This is a genomic window from Stenotrophomonas muris (assembly GCF_052751275.1).
Genome location: NZ_CP199879.1, coordinates 822830 through 839042 on the forward strand (window position 1 = coordinate 822830; position 16213 = coordinate 839042).

The 16213-nt window shown below is 66.7% G+C and carries 16 protein-coding genes; 8 read left to right on the top strand and 8 right to left on the bottom strand.

The window, feature by feature from the left end:
- Positions 1-3 precede the first annotated feature (3 nt).
- Positions 4-1764: a hypothetical protein gene (locus tag ACUVWL_RS03590; protein ID WP_445978824.1), complete on the top strand. Its 1761-nt coding sequence runs from the start codon at positions 4-6 to the stop codon at positions 1762-1764.
- An 83-nt stretch (positions 1765-1847) separates the two neighbouring features.
- Here the strand turns inward: ACUVWL_RS03590 and ACUVWL_RS03595 are convergent, their stop codons facing one another.
- Both ACUVWL_RS03595 and ACUVWL_RS03600 read right to left on the bottom strand, forming a co-directional pair.
- Complete coding sequence (locus ACUVWL_RS03595; RefSeq protein ID WP_014647739.1) at positions 1848-2261, bottom strand: barstar family protein; 414 nt, start codon at positions 2259-2261, stop codon at positions 1848-1850.
- Complete coding sequence (locus ACUVWL_RS03600) at positions 2261-2713, bottom strand: ribonuclease domain-containing protein (RefSeq protein WP_041863621.1); 453 nt, start codon at positions 2711-2713, stop codon at positions 2261-2263. The genes ACUVWL_RS03595 and ACUVWL_RS03600 overlap by 1 nt, the downstream gene beginning before the upstream one ends.
- Before the next feature lie 219 nt (positions 2714-2932).
- Between ACUVWL_RS03600 and ACUVWL_RS03605 the strand changes: the two genes are divergently transcribed.
- Positions 2933-3544: a superoxide dismutase gene (locus ACUVWL_RS03605; protein WP_005410310.1), complete on the top strand. Its 612-nt coding sequence runs from the start codon at positions 2933-2935 to the stop codon at positions 3542-3544.
- A gap of 131 nt (positions 3545-3675) precedes the next feature.
- Here ACUVWL_RS03605 and ACUVWL_RS03610 read toward each other — a convergent pair whose 3' ends face one another.
- On the bottom strand, positions 3676-4524 hold the full coding sequence (locus tag ACUVWL_RS03610) for an endonuclease/exonuclease/phosphatase family protein (protein ID WP_049405898.1): 849 nt from the start codon (positions 4522-4524) through the stop codon (positions 3676-3678).
- A gap of 162 nt (positions 4525-4686) precedes the next feature.
- Here ACUVWL_RS03610 and ACUVWL_RS03615 point away from each other — a divergent pair, with 162 nt between their 5' ends.
- Together ACUVWL_RS03615 and ACUVWL_RS03620 are read left to right on the top strand one after the other, a co-directional pair.
- A complete protein-coding gene (locus ACUVWL_RS03615) occupies positions 4687-6252 on the top strand; it encodes a POT-type proton-dependent oligopeptide transporter (RefSeq protein ID WP_134809087.1) in 1566 nt (521 codons plus the stop codon).
- A gap of 7 nt (positions 6253-6259) precedes the next feature.
- The gene (locus tag ACUVWL_RS03620; RefSeq protein ID WP_014647735.1) at positions 6260-6886 is read left to right on the top strand and encodes a rhomboid family intramembrane serine protease; all 627 of its coding nucleotides are present in this window, start codon (positions 6260-6262) and stop codon (positions 6884-6886) included.
- 43 nt (positions 6887-6929) lie between these two features.
- Here ACUVWL_RS03620 and ACUVWL_RS03625 read toward each other — a convergent pair whose 3' ends face one another.
- Positions 6930-7091, bottom strand: a complete 162-nt coding sequence (locus ACUVWL_RS03625; RefSeq protein ID WP_014037806.1) for a hypothetical protein — start codon at positions 7089-7091, stop codon at positions 6930-6932.
- A gap of 208 nt (positions 7092-7299) precedes the next feature.
- Here ACUVWL_RS03625 and ACUVWL_RS03630 point away from each other — a divergent pair, with 208 nt between their 5' ends.
- From ACUVWL_RS03630 to cfa, 3 genes are read left to right on the top strand one after another with little or no spacing between them, the layout of a single operon-like run.
- The gene (locus ACUVWL_RS03630) at positions 7300-7602 is read left to right on the top strand and encodes a GNAT family N-acetyltransferase (RefSeq protein ID WP_006455911.1); all 303 of its coding nucleotides are present in this window, start codon (positions 7300-7302) and stop codon (positions 7600-7602) included.
- A 37-nt stretch (positions 7603-7639) separates the two neighbouring features.
- Positions 7640-8521, top strand: coding sequence for a DUF3298 and DUF4163 domain-containing protein (locus ACUVWL_RS03635; protein ID WP_134809088.1), 882 nt, complete (start codon positions 7640-7642; stop codon positions 8519-8521).
- A 19-nt stretch (positions 8522-8540) separates the two neighbouring features.
- Entirely contained in the window at positions 8541-9656 is a 1116-nt protein-coding gene (cfa, locus tag ACUVWL_RS03640; RefSeq protein WP_049405890.1) for a cyclopropane fatty acyl phospholipid synthase, read from the top strand.
- Between the two features lie 151 nt (positions 9657-9807).
- On the opposite strand, the gene ACUVWL_RS03645 is transcribed toward cfa, so the two are convergent.
- Positions 9808-11976 (bottom strand): M3 family metallopeptidase, encoded by a 2169-nt coding sequence (locus tag ACUVWL_RS03645; protein WP_014647732.1) that lies wholly within the window; start codon positions 11974-11976, stop codon positions 9808-9810.
- A 130-nt stretch (positions 11977-12106) separates the two neighbouring features.
- Between ACUVWL_RS03645 and ACUVWL_RS03650 the strand changes: the two genes are divergently transcribed.
- Positions 12107-12586, top strand: a complete 480-nt coding sequence (locus tag ACUVWL_RS03650) for a glutathione peroxidase (RefSeq protein ID WP_445978825.1) — start codon at positions 12107-12109, stop codon at positions 12584-12586.
- Between the two features lie 75 nt (positions 12587-12661).
- Here the strand turns inward: ACUVWL_RS03650 and ACUVWL_RS03655 are convergent, their stop codons facing one another.
- The 3 genes from ACUVWL_RS03655 to ACUVWL_RS03665 form a co-directional block, all read right to left on the bottom strand.
- Positions 12662-13441: a ferredoxin--NADP reductase gene (locus ACUVWL_RS03655; RefSeq protein ID WP_014647730.1), complete on the bottom strand. Its 780-nt coding sequence runs from the start codon at positions 13439-13441 to the stop codon at positions 12662-12664.
- A gap of 79 nt (positions 13442-13520) precedes the next feature.
- Entirely contained in the window at positions 13521-15392 is a 1872-nt protein-coding gene (locus tag ACUVWL_RS03660) for an ABC transporter ATP-binding protein (protein WP_075076679.1), read from the bottom strand.
- 360 nt (positions 15393-15752) lie between these two features.
- Complete coding sequence (locus ACUVWL_RS03665; protein WP_049398766.1) at positions 15753-16202, bottom strand: carboxymuconolactone decarboxylase family protein; 450 nt, start codon at positions 16200-16202, stop codon at positions 15753-15755.
- Positions 16203-16213 lie beyond the last annotated feature (11 nt).

Consider the following 16213-nt stretch of genomic DNA (forward strand, 5'->3'; position numbering starts at 1 on the left):
CGCGTGCCTCTGACCCGGGCCGAGCAACTCATTGATCTGCTGCTGGCGCGCCAGCAGCCCCGCGCCGTCCTCGAAAAGTCCACGCGTCTGCCCTATGGCTGGGCGCTGTGGCTGCGCTCGCTGGGGCCACTGCCGCGGCCGTTCCATGCCCGCGAGGTGATCGCAGTTTTCCTGCCGCGCCCGCTGCCGGGCCCGCCAGGCCAGTCGCCGCGGCTGTCGCCGTGGCAGGCGCTGCGCCGATTGTTCTGGCAGGACTGGGACGCCGCGCCGCGCGACCAGCGCTGGATGCGCTGGACCTCGGCACTGGTCAGTGCACTGCTGCACCTGCTGTTCTTCGTGCTGTTGCTGTGGGTGGCGGTGATCCGTACCAGCGCGCCGGACGAAGAGGGCACCGAGGGCGAGCGCGTGCAGGTGGAGTTCGTCGGCCGCGCGTCGCAGGAAGGCGGTGGCGATCAGCCGGGCGCCGAAGCGGCTGCGGCTGCGGCGGCAGGTCGGGTTGCGCCGGGCCAGGAGGCGGGCGCTGCCTCGGCCCCTGCGCCACGTCCGGTGGCTGCCGAAACCACCGCCTCATCCCCGGCATCCGCGCCGACCGCCAGCGTTCCACCACCGCCGGCCGACGCCGAGCCGGCGCCGGTGGCCGCGCCGCCGCCTTCGCCCGTCCAGGCCACCGAAGTGGCGCAGGCCAGCACGGATTTCGTGGTGCCGCCGGTCAGTGTGCCGCGCACCGAAGTCAGCGTCGTGCCGCGTGACAGCACACCCGCCGTGCGCGAGCGCAGCGTGCAGCCGGTGCAGGCGCCGCCGACACCAAGCCCGGTGCGTACCCCGGAACTGGCCGTGCGCACGCCGCAGGTGCGTGACATCCAGGTGCGCGAACGCGAAGTCAGTACGGTCGACGCGCCGGTCGCTCCCCAACCGCTGCGCAGCGCGGAAGTGCAGGTGCGCGTGCCGCAGCAGGACGTGCAGGTGCGCGAACGTGAAGTGCAGGCCGTGGCCGATCCGCAGGTGCGGATGGCGGCGGTGGCCGGGCGTGAGCCCGCCGTACGCGCGCCCACTGGCCGCGACGTGCAGGTGCGGGAACGTGAAGTGGCCTCGGCACCGGTGGCAGCACCGGCATCCTCCAGTGGCAGTGCCACGGCGACGCCTGCGACTGCGGCCCAGGGCAGCGCGACGCAGGCGAGCAGCAGCGCGCGTCCGTCAGCATCCAGCAGCACACCCGCAAACGCGGGAGCGCGCCCGGCGCCTGATCCAGGCAACTGGGCGATGCCTGCCAAGGGCGATGACTGGGGGTCTTCCAGCCGCAACCGCGACGGCAGCAGCAACGGTACCCGCCAGGCCAGTACCGCCGGCAAGGGCAGCGGCCTGTTCAATGCCGATGGCAGCGTGCGCGTGCCTGGCCAGGAGGGCGATGGCCATGCCGCGCGCGGTGCGCCCGGCGGTGCCAACGACGGCTGGAGCAAGGAGCGCATTGCGCAGTCCGGCACCTGGCTGAAGCGCCCGCCGTACGACTACACGCCGACCTCGTTCGACAAATACTGGGTGCCGCAGGAATCGCTGCTGGCCGAATGGGTGCGCAAGGGCGTCAAGGCGATGGAGATTCCATTGCCGGGCACCAACACAAGGATCTCCTGCGTCATTTCGATCCTGCAGGCCGGTGGCGGCTGTGGCCTGACCAACCCCAACATGCAGGACCAGCCGGCCGTGGCACGACCGCCGCCGGACATCCCGTTCAAGAAGGAACTGCAGGAAGACAACGGGAGCCGCTAGGCAGGGGGCCGCGCCGACGTGCTGGCCGGCCCGCGCTTTGGCCTCTGCCAAGGCGTCAGTGCATGCCGGCCAAGGCAGTGACCTTACGCGCTCTGCGACAGGAACACCCAGAACGGTACGTCGCGGCCGACCCAGTCACGGCTGGTCTCGTCCATCACGTCCAGCAGGGTGTCGAAGTCCTTCTGCGGACCGGCGCGCAGCGCGTCCACGTCGGCCAGGAACAGCGCGTAGCCATTGGCCGGCAGCCATTGCAGGTCGCGCAGGTTGTCCGACAGCGCATCCCAGTTGCCGCCGAAACCGGCCGGGAAATCCAGCTGTGCGGCCAAACGGGCGAGCAGGGTGCGCTTGTCCGCGACGCCCTCCAGATCGATGCGGATCACTTTCAGGCCGGCATCGCGCATCGCCGCGGCCAGTGCGCCGATGTCGTCGCTGTCGATGGCGTAGACGCCGGCGTTGTTGATGTCATGCAGGCCAAGGCCGAAATCATCGTGGCTCATCACTGCGCTCCCTGGGCCGGTACGGTGAAGCTGCGGAATGACGCGTAATGGTCGTCGGTGTAGTACCACGCTTCCGGCGGATCGCCGCCGGTGACGATGCGACGCGTGCCACGCGTACGCGCGCCAGGGGTGTCGACGGTGTATTCGCGGTAGTAGCCGCGCGCGCGCTGCGGCAGTTGCTGCTCGCGGTTGCCGAAGGTACTGCCGTCCTGGCGGTGCGGGAATGGACCGCCACGCTGGATCAGGGCGATGGTCGCGCGCGCTTCGGCGGGCAGGAACGCGGGAAGTCCGCTGTCCTTGCCGGGCGAGGCGGTGGCCGGCGCGCGCGCGACAGGCGTGCCCTGCAGGTCGGGCGCGAACTGCGGCGCTGGCGGCCTTTGCAGGAAATGGTTGGCGACCAGGCCGAGCAGCAGCAGGGCGATGGCGGTGATCAGCAGCCGGGGGTTGCGCATGGGCAGGGGCGGGCGAGGGTAGTACACGCACTGTAGCGCCTGTGCGCTGCACGGTGCATGAGGAGAGCGCTGCGTCACTGCTGCGTAACAATTGCCGTCGTGCTCACTGGCAGGACGCAATTTCCTTTACATCCCCCTTGGTAATCTGGCGGTCTGTCCCCATCATTCACCGCGCACCGCCCGACATCGTCGGGTGCCCTCGCAATCAGGAGATGCATCATGGCCTACACCCTGCCCAAGCTGTCCTACGCCTACGACGCGCTGGAACCGCATATCGATGCGGCGACGATGGAAATCCATCACACCAAGCATCACCAGACCTACATCAACAACGTCAACGCGGCGCTGGAAGGCACCGAGTACGCTGACCTGCCGGTCGAAGAGCTGGTGAAGAAGCTCAAGTCGCTACCGGAGAACCTGCAGGGCCCGGTGCGCAACAACGGTGGTGGCCATGCCAACCACTCGCTGTTCTGGACCGTGATGGCCCCCAATGCCGGCGGCAACCCGGTGGGCGACGTGGCCAAGGCCATCGACAAGGACCTGGGCGGTTTCGACAAGTTCAAGGATGCCTTCACCAAGGCCGCGCTGACCCGTTTCGGCAGTGGCTGGGCGTGGCTGAGCGTGACCCCGGACAAGAAGGTCGTGGTCGAGAGCACCGGCAACCAGGACAGCCCGCTGATGGAAGGCAACACCCCCATCCTCGGCCTGGACGTGTGGGAACACGCGTACTACCTGAAGTATCAGAACCGCCGCCCGGAATACATCGGCGCGTTCTTCAACGTCATCGACTGGAACGAAGTCGAGCGCCGTTACCAGGAAGCGATCGCCTGATCGCGTGACGGGATGACATGAGAAGGCCGGGGGAGACCCCGGCCTTTTCTGTTGCAGCAGTCGTTCGATAGTGCCGGCCGCAGGCCGGCAACCGTGCAGTACCGGGGGAGCCGGCCAGCGGCCGGCACTACCTATTCCGCAGTGGCCGTATCGCCCTGCAGGCGCAGGGTCGCCATCACACCCAGACGCAGGCCGGGCAGGTCGCCGTCGGCCGGCAGCAGGATCGGCTGCTGGCGGATGCCGCCGAAATGCTTGACCTGGAACAGCACATCCAGGCCGTGGCCGCTGCTGCCGCCCCCACTGGCCGCCGGCGCCTCGGCACGGCCGCCGGGATTGCGCCGGGCCGGCTGGAACCCCGGCGTGCTGCGCACCAGTTCCACCGTGCTGGCCGAGAAATCGCCGGCAATCAGGCTCGGCATGCCTTCGGCGGTGGCGCCGATCCAGGTCATCAGGTCGCTGGTCTGGTGCTGGCGGGCGCTAGCCTCGTCCGGGTCCGGGCGCAGCCGCGCCACATAGATGTTGACCAGCGCCTCGCCCAGCCTCAGCCGCATCATGCCGGCCGCGCTGAAGGTGCCGGGAGGATGCAGCAGGGTCACGCCGTCCTCGCTGACCGGCAGCCGGGTCAGCATGGCGTTGCCATGCCGCAGCGGCTGGCTGGGCGGATCGGCGGTAACGAAGTCGCAGCTGTAGCGCAGCCGGCTGGCCAGCCAGCAGGCCGGGTTGCGGCCCTGCTGCTGCAGCACCTGCTGCACCGAGATCACGTCCGGCTGCAGCTCGGTCAGCAGCTGTGCGACCTGCTCGCGGCGCTGCTTCCATTGCGCGTCATCGCGGCTGGGCAGCTCCAGCGCGGCGACCGTCAGCTGCCTGGGGTCGCTCTCGCTGGCAACGGCGGCCGGCGCCTGTGGTCGTGCCTGCGCCTGCAACGCCAGCAACAGCGCAAGGCAGCTGAGCAGGAGGCGGGCGTGGGCGAGGGGGCGCATAACGATAAGTTTACGCTTTTGTCGTGCAGGTGCCGTGACTTCCGGCAGGGCCTGCACTGCCTGCCATGGATTGGCACCGTTGTCATGCAGCCCTGCAGCGTGCTTCGCAAGCCCCGGTTCCGGTAACCTTGCGCCTTTCGCTTTGCAGGAATGCCTTACAGGATGAGCCACGACGCAGTCGCCCCCATCGCCGGCCAGGGAAAGATGCCGCGCCAGATTCCGTACATCATCGGCAATGAGGCCTGCGAGCGGTTCAGTTTCTACGGGATGCGCAACATCCTGGTGCAGTTCCTGATCACCTCGCTGCTGCTGCAGGAAATCACTGCCGAAGGCCGTGCCGGTGAAGCCAAGGACATCATGCACAGCTTCATGATCGGCGTGTATTTCTTCCCGCTGCTCGGTGGCTGGCTGGCCGACCGGTTCTTCGGCAAGTACCACACCATCCTCTGGTTCAGCCTGGTCTACTGCGCCGGCCACCTGTGCCTGGCGCTGTTCGAGAACAGCCGCGAGGGCTTCTTCCTCGGCCTGGGCCTGATCGCGCTCGGTGCCGGCGGCATCAAGCCGCTGGTGGCCTCGTTCATGGGCGACCAGTTCGACCAGAGCAACAAGCACCTGGCCAAGATCGTCTTCGACGCCTTCTACTGGATCATCAACTTCGGCTCGCTGTTCGCCTCGCTGCTGATCCCGCTGGTGCTGAAGAACTGGGGCCCGCAGTGGGCGTTCGGCATCCCGGGCATCCTGATGTTCATCGCTACCTTCGTGTTCTGGCTGGGCCGCAGGCGCTACGTGCTGGTGCCGCTGCCGCCGAAGGACCCGCATTCGTTCGCCAACGTGGTGCGTACCGCGCTGACCACGCGCGTGGCTGGCCAGGGCCGTCCGGGCCTGGTGATCGCCGTGCTTGGCCTGGCGCTGGCGGTGGCCTCGTTCGGCCTGGTCGGTTCGCTGGGCATCGTGATCTGCCTGTGCCTGGCGCTGGTGGCCATCCTTGCCGGCATCGGTGGCGGCACCTGGCTGCAGCTGGACCGCGCCCGTGGCCAGCATCCGGCCGAAGCCGTGGAAGGCGTGCGCTCGGTACTGCGCGTGCTGGTGATCTTCGCGCTGACCACGCCGTTCTTCTCGCTGTTCGACCAGAAGGCCTCGACCTGGGTCCTGCAGGGCCAGCAGATGCAGATGCCAAGCTGGTTCACCGCCTCGCAGATGCAGGCGCTGAACCCGCTGCTGGTGATGATCCTGATTCCGTTCAACAACCTGGTGCTGTATCCGGCCCTGCGCCGCTTCGGCTTCGAACCGACCGCGCTGCGCCGCATGACCGCCGGCATCGCCTTCAGTGGCCTGGCCTGGATCGTGGTGGGTGGCATCCAGGTGGTGATGGACGGCGGCAACGCCATGTCGATCTTCTGGCAGATGCTGCCGTACGCGCTGCTGACCTTCGGTGAGGTGCTGGTCTCGGCCACCGGCCTGGAGTTCGCCTACAGCCAGGCACCGCAGGCGATGAAGGGCGTGGTGATGAGCTTCTGGAACCTGACCACCACCATCGGCAACCTGTGGGTGCTGCTGTCCAACGCGGCGGTGCGCAACGACACGGTCACCCACCAGATCGCGGGCACGGGCCTGAGCGAGGCGGCGTTCCTGATGTTCTTCTTCGCCGGCTTCGCCTTCGTCGCGGCGTTGGCCTTCGGTTGGTACGCGAAACGCTATCGTATGGTCGACAACTACCGTACCGCCTGAGCCTGACATGACCCCCGTCAATCTGCTGTTGATCGCCATCACCGCCATCCTGTCGTGGATGGCGTTCAACAACCGCAAGCTGGCCGACCGCCTGATCCTGTGGCCGCCGGCCATCGACCGTCACCGCCAGTACGACCGGCTGGTGACCTATGGCTTCATCCACGCCGACTGGTCGCACCTGATCTTCAACATGATCACCCTGTTCTTCTTCGGGGGATTCATCGAGAGCGTGATGGTGCAGCTGACCGGCAGCTACCTGACCTACCCGGCGTTCTACATCGGCGCGCTGCTGGTCTCGATCCTGCCCAGCTACCTGAAGAACCAGAAGAACCCGAACTACCTCAGCCTCGGGGCGTCCGGGGCGGTATCGGCGGTGCTGTTCGCCTTCATCCTGATCAAGCCGTGGTCGATCATCCTGGTGTTCTTCATCCCGGCACCGGCGATCATCTATGCCGCGTTCTACGTCGGCTACAGCATCTGGATGGACAGGCGCGGTGGCGACCGCATCAACCACAGCGCGCACCTGGCAGGTGCGGCGTTTGGCGTGATCTTCATGCTGGCCATGCAGCCGAGCATCTTCACCCACTTCCTGCGCGAACTCTCCAACCCGACCTTCCGCCTCGGCGGCGGTTGATGCGGGTAGCGGGGCGGATCGGGTCCGATCCGCCCCGGCCGGGTCAGGCTGCGGTCTGCTGGCCGTAGGTATCCAGCAGGCGGGCGAACACTTCCTCGCCGATGCGCTGGAAATCCTGATCCTCGGTCTGCCCTTCCACCGCCAGTTGCAGCAGGCCCTCCAGCAGGGCGCGGTCGGTATCGGAATGGGAATTGCTGGCGTGCATGGGAGCCTCCACGGTGGTGCGCATGGTCAACGGTCGCAAGGGTCGTGCCAGCCTGGCCGTACCCCTCCATAGGCGATAGCGGCCGGCCCGCCTCCAGCTTGAGGGCGAAAACTGACGTGAATGGACTGGACTTGCCCCTGTTCAGGCTTCACGCGATCATGGCGCCCGGCTGCGCACCATCCACGCAGTCGCCGCAGGAGACAGTTCCATGGCTTCGGTCACGCCCCCCGGTCTGGCCTATGAGGTCGAGCACGACCTGGCCAACCACCGCTTCACCGCACGTGTGCGCGGACAGCTGGCGGTGCTCGATTACCAGATCAAGCGCAGGCGCATGGTCATCACCCATACCGAGGTGCCCGAGCCGATCGCCGGCCGTGGCATCGCCGGTGAGCTGACCCGCGTGGCACTGCGTTTCGCCCGCGAGCAGAAATACAAGGTGGTGCCGGCATGTTCCTACGCCGAAGCCTTCCTGCAGCGCCACGAGGAGTACCACGACCTGCTCGTTGGCTGAACGCCAGCGGGTCACGCTTCAGCCATGGCAGGCGATGATGTACAAACATGAACAGGGGATCCCGATGAAGATTGGAAACAACCGGCCATTGCACGGCAGCGTGTTGGCCGGCGTGGTGGGCGTGCTGTTGCTGGCCGGTTGCCAGCGTGAAAGCGAGCCGGCACCGGCGACCGACGCGGCGCCCGCCGCCGAGGCGACGGCCGCGGGCGAAACGCCGGCCACGGAAGCGCCGCTGGACCTGCGCGACGTGATCGAGAACAACGAGCGCGAAGTGGTGGGCATCAGCTACCCGGCCGGTATCGACCGTTATCCGGGCCTGGCCCGCGCGCTGCAGAGCTATGCCACGAGTGCGCGCAGCGACCTGCAGCAGGCGCTGGACGGGCTGGGCAACGACAAGCCGACCATGCCCTACGAGCTGTCGCTGAGCTTCGAGAAGCTGCTTGAAACCCCGCAGCTGGTGGTGGTCAGTGCCGACGGCAGCCGCTACACGGGTGGCGCCCACGGCGAACCGCTGGTGGCGCGCTTCGTGTGGCTGCCGCAGCAGCAGCAGATGCTCAGCGCCGAAAAGCTTGTGGCCGATGCCAAGGGCTGGAAGGCGATCAGCGATTTCGTCGCCGACCAGTTGCGCGAACGCGTGGCCACCCGCCTCAGTGGCGAGGACATGGACCCGGCCCAGCTGCAGGAATCGCTGCGCAACGCATCGCGCATGATCGCCGACGGAACCGGCCCGCAGGCCGACAATTTCAGCCAGTTCCAGCCACTGACCGACGACAAGGGGCAGATCACCGCGCTGCGCTTTGTTTTCCCGCCGTACCAGGTGGGTCCATACTCGGACGGCACCCAGACCGCCGATGTACCGGCAGCGGTGCTGTTGCCGCACGTGGCCAAGGACTACGTGGAGCTGTTCGCACGCGGTTGACCGCAGTCGAGGAGGTGGCGTGGATACAGGGTTGCAGGAGCGGGTCGCCGGCCTGCTCCACGAAGCCGGGGTCCGCATCGGCGGCACCCAGCCACAGGACATCCAGGTGCATGACCCGCGCTTTTTCGCGCGGGTCATGGGCCACGGCTCGCTCGGCCTGGGCGAGAGCTACATGGAGGGGTGGTGGGATGCCAATGTCCTGGATGAATTCCTCGTCCACCTGATGCAGGCGCACCTGGATGAACGGGTGCACGGCTGGCGCGAAGTGGCAGACGCGCTGAAGGCGCGCCTGTTCAACCTGCAGGCGGGGCAGGGCAGTTACGAAGTCGGTCGCCGCCATTACGACCTCGGCAATGATCTCTACCAGGCCATGCTCGGCCAGCGCCTGGTCTACAGCTGTGGCTATTGGCGCAACGCCGACGACCTCGACGCCGCACAGGAGGCCAAGCTCGACCTGGTCTGCCGCAAGCTGGGCCTGCGCCCGGGCCAGCGCGTGCTGGACATTGGCTGCGGTTGGGGCGAAGCCCTGAAGTTCGCCGCCGAGCGCTACGGTGTCAGCGGCGTCGGCGTGACCATATCGCAGGAGCAGGCCGAGTTCGCGCGGCAGTTGTGCGCTGGCCTGCCGATCGAAATCCGCCTGCAGGATTACCGTGAACTGGACGAACCATTCGATGCGATCTTCTCGATCGGCATGTTCGAGCACGTCGGTGACAAGAACTACGCCAGTTTCTTCGAAGTGGCCAAGCGCTGCCTGTCGCCGCGCGGGTTGCTGCTGTTGCATACCATCGGCACCAATGTCTCACGGCATCGCACCGATCCATGGATTGCACGCTACATCTTCCCCAACTCGATGCTGCCGTCGGCGGTGCAGATCACCAAGGCGTTCGAAGGCCGTTTCGTGCTGGAGGACTGGCACAACTTCGGCACCGACTACGACCTGACCCTGCAGGCATGGCGGCGCAACGTGGAAGCAGCGTGGCCGCGGCTGGATGCGCACTACGACGAGCACTTCCGGCGCATGTGGCGCTTCTACCTGGCCGGGTCGATGGCCACCTTCCGCTGCCGGCACGCGCAGCTGTGGCAGCTGGTGCTGTCGCCGGAAGGCGTGCCGGGTGGGTACGTGGCGCCGCGTTGATGGCGTGGCTGGGGTCGGAGCCCTTTCCGTCGGAAAGGGATCCGACCCCGGGGTCAGATCCCTTTTCGCAGAAGAGGGCTCTGACCCCGACCACAACAAAAAACCGCCCGGTCTCCCGGGCGGTTTTCGTTTCAGGCGACTGCGCTGGCGATCAGTTGCCGGCGCCGGTCAGGCCACGCTTTTCCAGCAGCGGTTCGATCTGCGGCTCGTGGCCGGCGAAATCGCGGAACAGCTGCATCGCGTCGACGCTGCCGCCCTTGGACAGCAGGGTGGCGCGGAAGTGGTCGCCGTTCTTGCGGCTCAGGCCGCCGTTGTCCTTGAACCACTTCTGGGTGTTGGCGTCGAGCACTTCCGACCAGATGTAGGCGTAGTAGCCGGCCGAGTAGCCGCCCATGATGTGGCTGAAGTACGGGGTCTTGTAGCGCGGCGGAACCGGCGCGTAGTAGATGCCGTCCTTCTCCAGCGCGGCGCGCTCGAACGCCATCACGTCCTTGGCCGCCGGCACCTGGTCCGGGCCGATCTGGTGCCAGTTCTGGTCCAGCATCGCCGCCCCCAGGTATTCGGTGGTGGCAAAGCCCTGGTTGAACTTCGATGCGGCAATCACCTTGTCCAGCAGGGCCTGCGGCATCGCCGAACCATTCTGGTAGTGCTTGGCGTAGTTCTTCAGGATGACCGGGTTGTCGGCCCACATCTCGTTCACCTGCGAGGGGAACTCGACGAAGTCGCGCGGCACCGAGGTGCCCGAGAAGTACGGATACTTCACGTTGGAGAACATGCCGTGCAGGGCGTGGCCGAACTCGTGGAAGGTGGTGTTCACCTCATCCCAGGTCAGCAGGGTCGGCTGGCCGGCCGGCGGCTTCGGGATGTTCAGGTGATTGGCTACCACCGGCTTGAAGCCGGTCAGCTTGGACTGCGAGACGTAGGAGTTCATCCACGCACCGCCACGCTTGGAGGCGCGTGCATACGGATCGAAGATGAAGATCGCCAGCTGGCTGCCATCGGCGTCGAACACGTCGTAGACGGTGACGTCATCGTGGTAGACCGGCAGGTCGGTGCGCTGCTTGAAGGTCAGGCCGAATTCCTGGCCGGCGGCGTAGAAGACGCCGTTCTCCAGCACGTTCTTCAGTTCGAAGTATGGCTTCAGCTGCGACTCGTCGAAGTTGTACTTGGCCTGGCGCACCTTCTCGCTGTAGAAGGCCCAGTCCCACGGTTCCAGCTGGAAGGTCGGCTTGCGCGCGGCCTTCTGCTCCTTGTCGATCATCGCCTGCAGGTCGGCGGCTTCGCGCTTGGCATTGGCCACCGCGGCCGGAGCCAGCTTGCCGAGCATCGCGTTGACCGCTTCGGGGGTCTTGGCGGTCTGGTTGGTCAGGTTGTAGGCGGCGAAGTTCGGGAAGCCCATCAGCTTGGCCTTGTCGGCACGCAGCTGCATGATGCGCGAGACCAGCGCGGTGTTGTCGAACTCACCGCCGCGGCTGCCGCGGGTGGTCGAGGCTTCGTAGATCTTCTGGCGCAGGGCGCGGTTGGCCAGGTTGGTCAGCGGCGGCTGGCCGGTGGTGTTGAGCAGGGTGATCACGTACTTGCCTTCCAGGCCACGGGCCTTGGCGGCTTCGGCGGCGGCGGCGATCTGCTCCTTGGACAGGCCAGCCAGCTCCTTGACGTCGTCGACAGTGATTGCCGAAGCGTTCACTTCCGACTGCACGTTCTGGCTGAACTTGGTGCCCAGATTGGCCAGTTCGGCATTCATGTCCTTCAGCGTGGCCTTGTCGGCCTCGGACAGCTTGGCGCCGGCGCGCACGTAATTGTCGTAGTACTTCTCGACCAGGCGCACGCCTTCGGCGTCCAGGCCCAGCTGGCTGCGGGTGTCGTACAGCGCCTGGATGCGGGCGAACAGCTTGCCGTTCAGCGCGATCGCATCGCTGTGCGCGGCAAACTTCGCCGAGTAGTCGGCCTGCAGCTTCTTGCGGGTGTCGTTGGTATCGGCGCCGACCAGGCTGAAGAACACGGTGGTCGCACGGTCGAGGATGTCACCGCTCTTTTCCAGCGCGATGATGGTGTTGTCGAAGGTCGGCTTGGCCTTGTTGTTGGCGATCGCCTCCACTTCCTTCAGCTGCTGCGCCATGCCGGCGTCGAAGGCCGGTGCGAAGTCGCTGTCCTTGATCTTGTCGAACTGCGGGAAGTGCAGCGGCAGCGGGCTTTCGGCGAAGAACGGGTTGGCCTGCTGGGCATTGGTGCTGGCAGCCGGGGTGGCGGCGCCGGCCGAGAAGGCGGGCAGGGCAAGGCCGAGGGACATGGCCACGGCAAGGGCAAGTCGAGTGGTCAAGGTAGAAGCTCCGGTAAGGCAAACAAGGGCCCGAGGGTAACCCGGCCGGCGGCGACTGCACTTGTGTCAAAAGGCATGTTGCCGGGGCCGGGCGCGGGTACCATGCATTCACCGCCCACGGCCCGCTGCCATGACCACTGCCTACGATTTCAGCTTCCGCGACCTCGACGGCCAGCCGCAGGCGCTGGCCCGGTACCAGGGCCACCCGTTGCTGCTGGTCAATGTCGCCAGCCGTTGTGGCTTCACGCCTCAGTACACCGGGCTGGAGCAGCTGTGGCAGGCGTACCGCGAACGCGGCCTGGTGGTGATCGGCTTCCCGTGCAACCAGTTTGGCGCGCAGGAGCCCGGTGATGCCGCACAGATCCGCCAGTTCTGTTCGCTGGACTATCCGGTCAGCTTCCCGCTGTCGGAAAAGATCGAGGTCAACGGCGATGGGGCCGACCCGCTCTGGAGGTGGCTCGCGCGGGAGAAGCGCGGCGTGCTCGGCAGTGCCCGCATCAAGTGGAATTTCAGCAAGTTCCTGGTCGATCGCCAGGGGCGGGTGGTGTCGCGGTATGCGCCCACCACCCGGCCGGAGCAGCTGCGCGGCGACATTGAAGCGCTGCTGTGAGGTCGTGCCGGCCGCTGGCCGGCAACCCCGTGGGCCAGGAAGAGCCGGCCAGCGGCCGGCACTACCGTTGCAGGATCATTTCTCGACGAACGCGCGCTCGAACACGTAGTGGCCCGGCTGGCCGATGCGCGGCGAAACCTGGAAACCGCGGGCATCGAGCACAGCACGCAGGTCGGCCAGCATCTGCGGGCTGCCGCAGATCATCGCGCGGTCGTTTTCCGGGCTCAGCTCCGGCAGGCCGAGGGTGCGCTGCATCTGGCCGCTTTCCATCAGCGAGGTCAGGCGGCCCTGGTTGGCGAACGGCTCGCGGGTGACGGCCGGGTAGTACAGCAGCTTGTCGCCGATCATCTCGCCCAGGAACTCGTGCTCACGCAGCTCCCTCTCGAAGTAATCGCGGTAGGCCAGATCCTTTTCGTAGCGCACGCCGTGGCAGAGGATCACCTTCTCGAAGCGCTCGTAGGTCTCCGGGTCCTTGATGACCGACAGCCACGGCGCCATGCCGGTACCCGTGCCCAGCAGGTACAGGTTCTTGCCCGGGTGCAGGTCGCTGATCAGCAGGGTGCCGGTGGGCTTCTTGCCGACCAGCACCTTGTCGCCCGGCTTGATGTGCTGCAGGCGCGAGGTCAGCGGGCCGTCCTGCACCTTGATGCTGAAGAACTCCAGATGCTCTTCCCAGTTGGCGCTGGCGATGGAGTACGCACGCAGCAGCGGCCGTGCCTCGGTTTCCAGGCCGATCATCACGAACTGGCCGTTCTCGAAGCGGAAGCCGCTGTCGCGGGTGGTGGTGAAACTGAAGTAGGCGTCGGTCCAGTGACGGACCTCAAGCACCGTTTCGGCGCCAAAAGCGGAGGACATGGGCGTATCTGTCAAAAGTCGTCGGGGGAATTCTATCTCAAATGAGACGGGTTCTCATTGGGCGGAACGAGAGGCGTTCTCAGCGGTAACCCGCCGCCTGCAGCTCGAACAGCTCGGCATAGCGGCCGCCCTGTGCCATCAGCTGGGCGTGGGTGCCACTGGCCTCGATCCGGCCATCGGCCAGCACCAGGATGCGATCGGCCATGCGGACCGAGGAAAAACGGTGGGAAATCAATACGGCGGTGCGATTATCCGCCAGTTCCCTGAACCGCTGGAACACCTCGAATTCACTGCGCGCATCCAGTGCTGCCGTTGGCTCATCCAGGATCATCACCTGCGCATTGCGCATCCACGCGCGGGCAATGGCGATCTTCTGCCACTGGCCACCGGACAGGTCCACGCCCTGCTTGAAACGGCGGCCGATCAGCTGGTCGTAGCCACCGGGCAGCTCCTCGATCACTTCCTCGGCCATGCCGCGGCGCGCGGCGTCGGCGATGCGCGCCCGGTCGTCCATGGCCTCGACCTGGCCGACGCCGATGTTCTCGCCGGCGCTGAGGTTGTAGCGCACGAAGTCCTGGAAGATCACTCCGAGGTTGGCGCGCAGGTCGTCCAGGTCGTAGTCGCGCAGGTCGCGGCCATCGAGCAGGATGCGGCCCTCGTCCGGTTCGTACAGGCGTGCCAGCAGCTTCACCAGGGTGGTCTTGCCGGCGCCGTTCTCGCCGACCAGGGCCAGCACTTCGCCGGCCTGCAGCTGGAAATCGAGGTGGCGCACCGCCCACTGTTCGGCATCGGGATAGCGGAAGCCGACGTTCTCGAACACGAAGCCCTGGCGGATCGGCTGCGGCACGCGTATGGCGCCTTCGCGCGAGTGGATTTCCGGCTCGATCTGGAAGAACGAGAACAGGTCGTCCAGGTACAGCGCCTGGCTGGCCACCTGCGAGAAGCCGATCAGCAGGCCTTCCAGCAGCTGGCGCAGGCGCAGGAAGCTGCCGGCAAGGAAGGTCAGGTCGCCGATCGAGAAATCGCCGCGCACCGTGCGCCAGGCGATGTAGGCGTAGGCGGTGTAATAGCCCAGCGTACCCAGCGCAGCCAGCAGCGTGCCCCAGAACGCCCGGCGCCTTGCCAGGGCACGGTTGGCCTGGAACAGCGCCACCGACAGGCGCCGATAGCGCTCGACCAGGAAGCGGTGCAGGTTGTAGATCTTCACTTCCTTGGCCGTTTCCACGCTGGCACCGAGCTGGCGCAGGTAGTCGAGCTGGCGGCGCTCGGGCGTCCATTGGAAGTTGAGGCTGTAACCGGCCGCGTTGAAGTGCGATTCGCCGATGAAGGCCGGCACCAGTGCCAGCGCAAGCAGCAGGATCAGCCACGGCGCGTAGACCAGCAGGCCGACGGCGAGGCTGGCCACGGTGATCGCGTCCTGCACCTGGCCGAACAGCTGGCTCATCAGGTTCATCCGGCCCATGGTCTGGCGCCTCGCGCGGTCCAGCTTGTCCTGCAGGTCCGGGTCCTCGAAGTCCTCCAGATCCAGCGTCGCCGCGTGTTCCATCAGCCGGATGCTGGTGACGTTGGCGAACAGTTCCGACAGCAGCGCGTCGGCATAGCTGACCAGCCGGCCGAGCAGGTCCGAGGCGATGGCCAGGCCGAATTCCAGCGCCAGCAGGCCCAGCAGCGGATTGAGCATGCCGCTGGACAGCGCCTCGCCCAGCGGCGGGAAACCGGCGTCGTGCTGGCTCAGGTGCAGGGCGCTGTCGATGATCAGCTTGCCGACGTACAGCATCGCCACCGGCAGCAGCGCACGGATCAGGCGCAGCCCCAGGCTGGCCAGGGTGAGCGCGGGGCTGGTCTGCCAGACCATGCGCAGGAACGGCGGCAGGTTGCGCATCGCCTTGAAGCGCTGGCGCAGGCTGGGTTTCTTCGCGGCGGCAGCGCCAACGGGGGGGATGGCAGGCATGCGCGTATTGTGCGCGCGTGATACGTGCAGGGGGAGTCAGTGCAGCCGTGTTGCCGGCACCGGGGTCAGATCCCTTCGCGAAGCGAAGGGATCTGACCCTCCTGCATCCACGCATTGCGTGGATCCAGCGTGCCGACCAAGGTCGACACCTACCAGCAGCACCGATGAACTGTCGAAGGCGGGGTGGGTCAGGTCGTAGGGGCGTGAGCCGCATGGATGCGGCGACCGAGCTTACATGGACGTACTTGCAGCGTCCCCTGCGACCTGACCCACCCCGCCAACTCACAGTAGTGCCGGTTTTTGATGTTGCTCTGGTTGTTGCCTCTGCGGGTGCCGGGCGGCAGCCCGGCCAGCCCCCCTTTACGGCAGCGGCGGCAGCAACCCCGCACCGAGGCGGTTCCAGGCATTGATCACCGCGATGCCCATGCTCAGGTCACTGATGCCCTTCTCATCGAAGTGCGGTGCCAGGGCATCGAACGCGGCCTGCGACGGCGCGCCGTCGGTCAGCCGGGTCAGCGCCTCGGCCCAGCCCAGTGCCGCGCGCTCGCGGGCATCGAAGAAGCGGCTTTCGTGCCAGGCGGGCAGGGTGTCCAGCTTGCGCGGCTCGATGCCGCCCTTGCGCAGCGCGGTGCCGTGCATGTCCATGCAGTAGCCGCAGCCGTTGAGCTGCGACACGCGCAGGAACACCAGTTCCATCAGGGTCGGATCGATCGAGCTGTCATGCACGGCCTGGCTGGTGGCCAGCAGGCCCTTGAAGGCCTCGGCGGCCAGGCGGGTGTAGGGGACGCGGGGAGAGGCGTGGTCGGACATTTTCGGCTCCA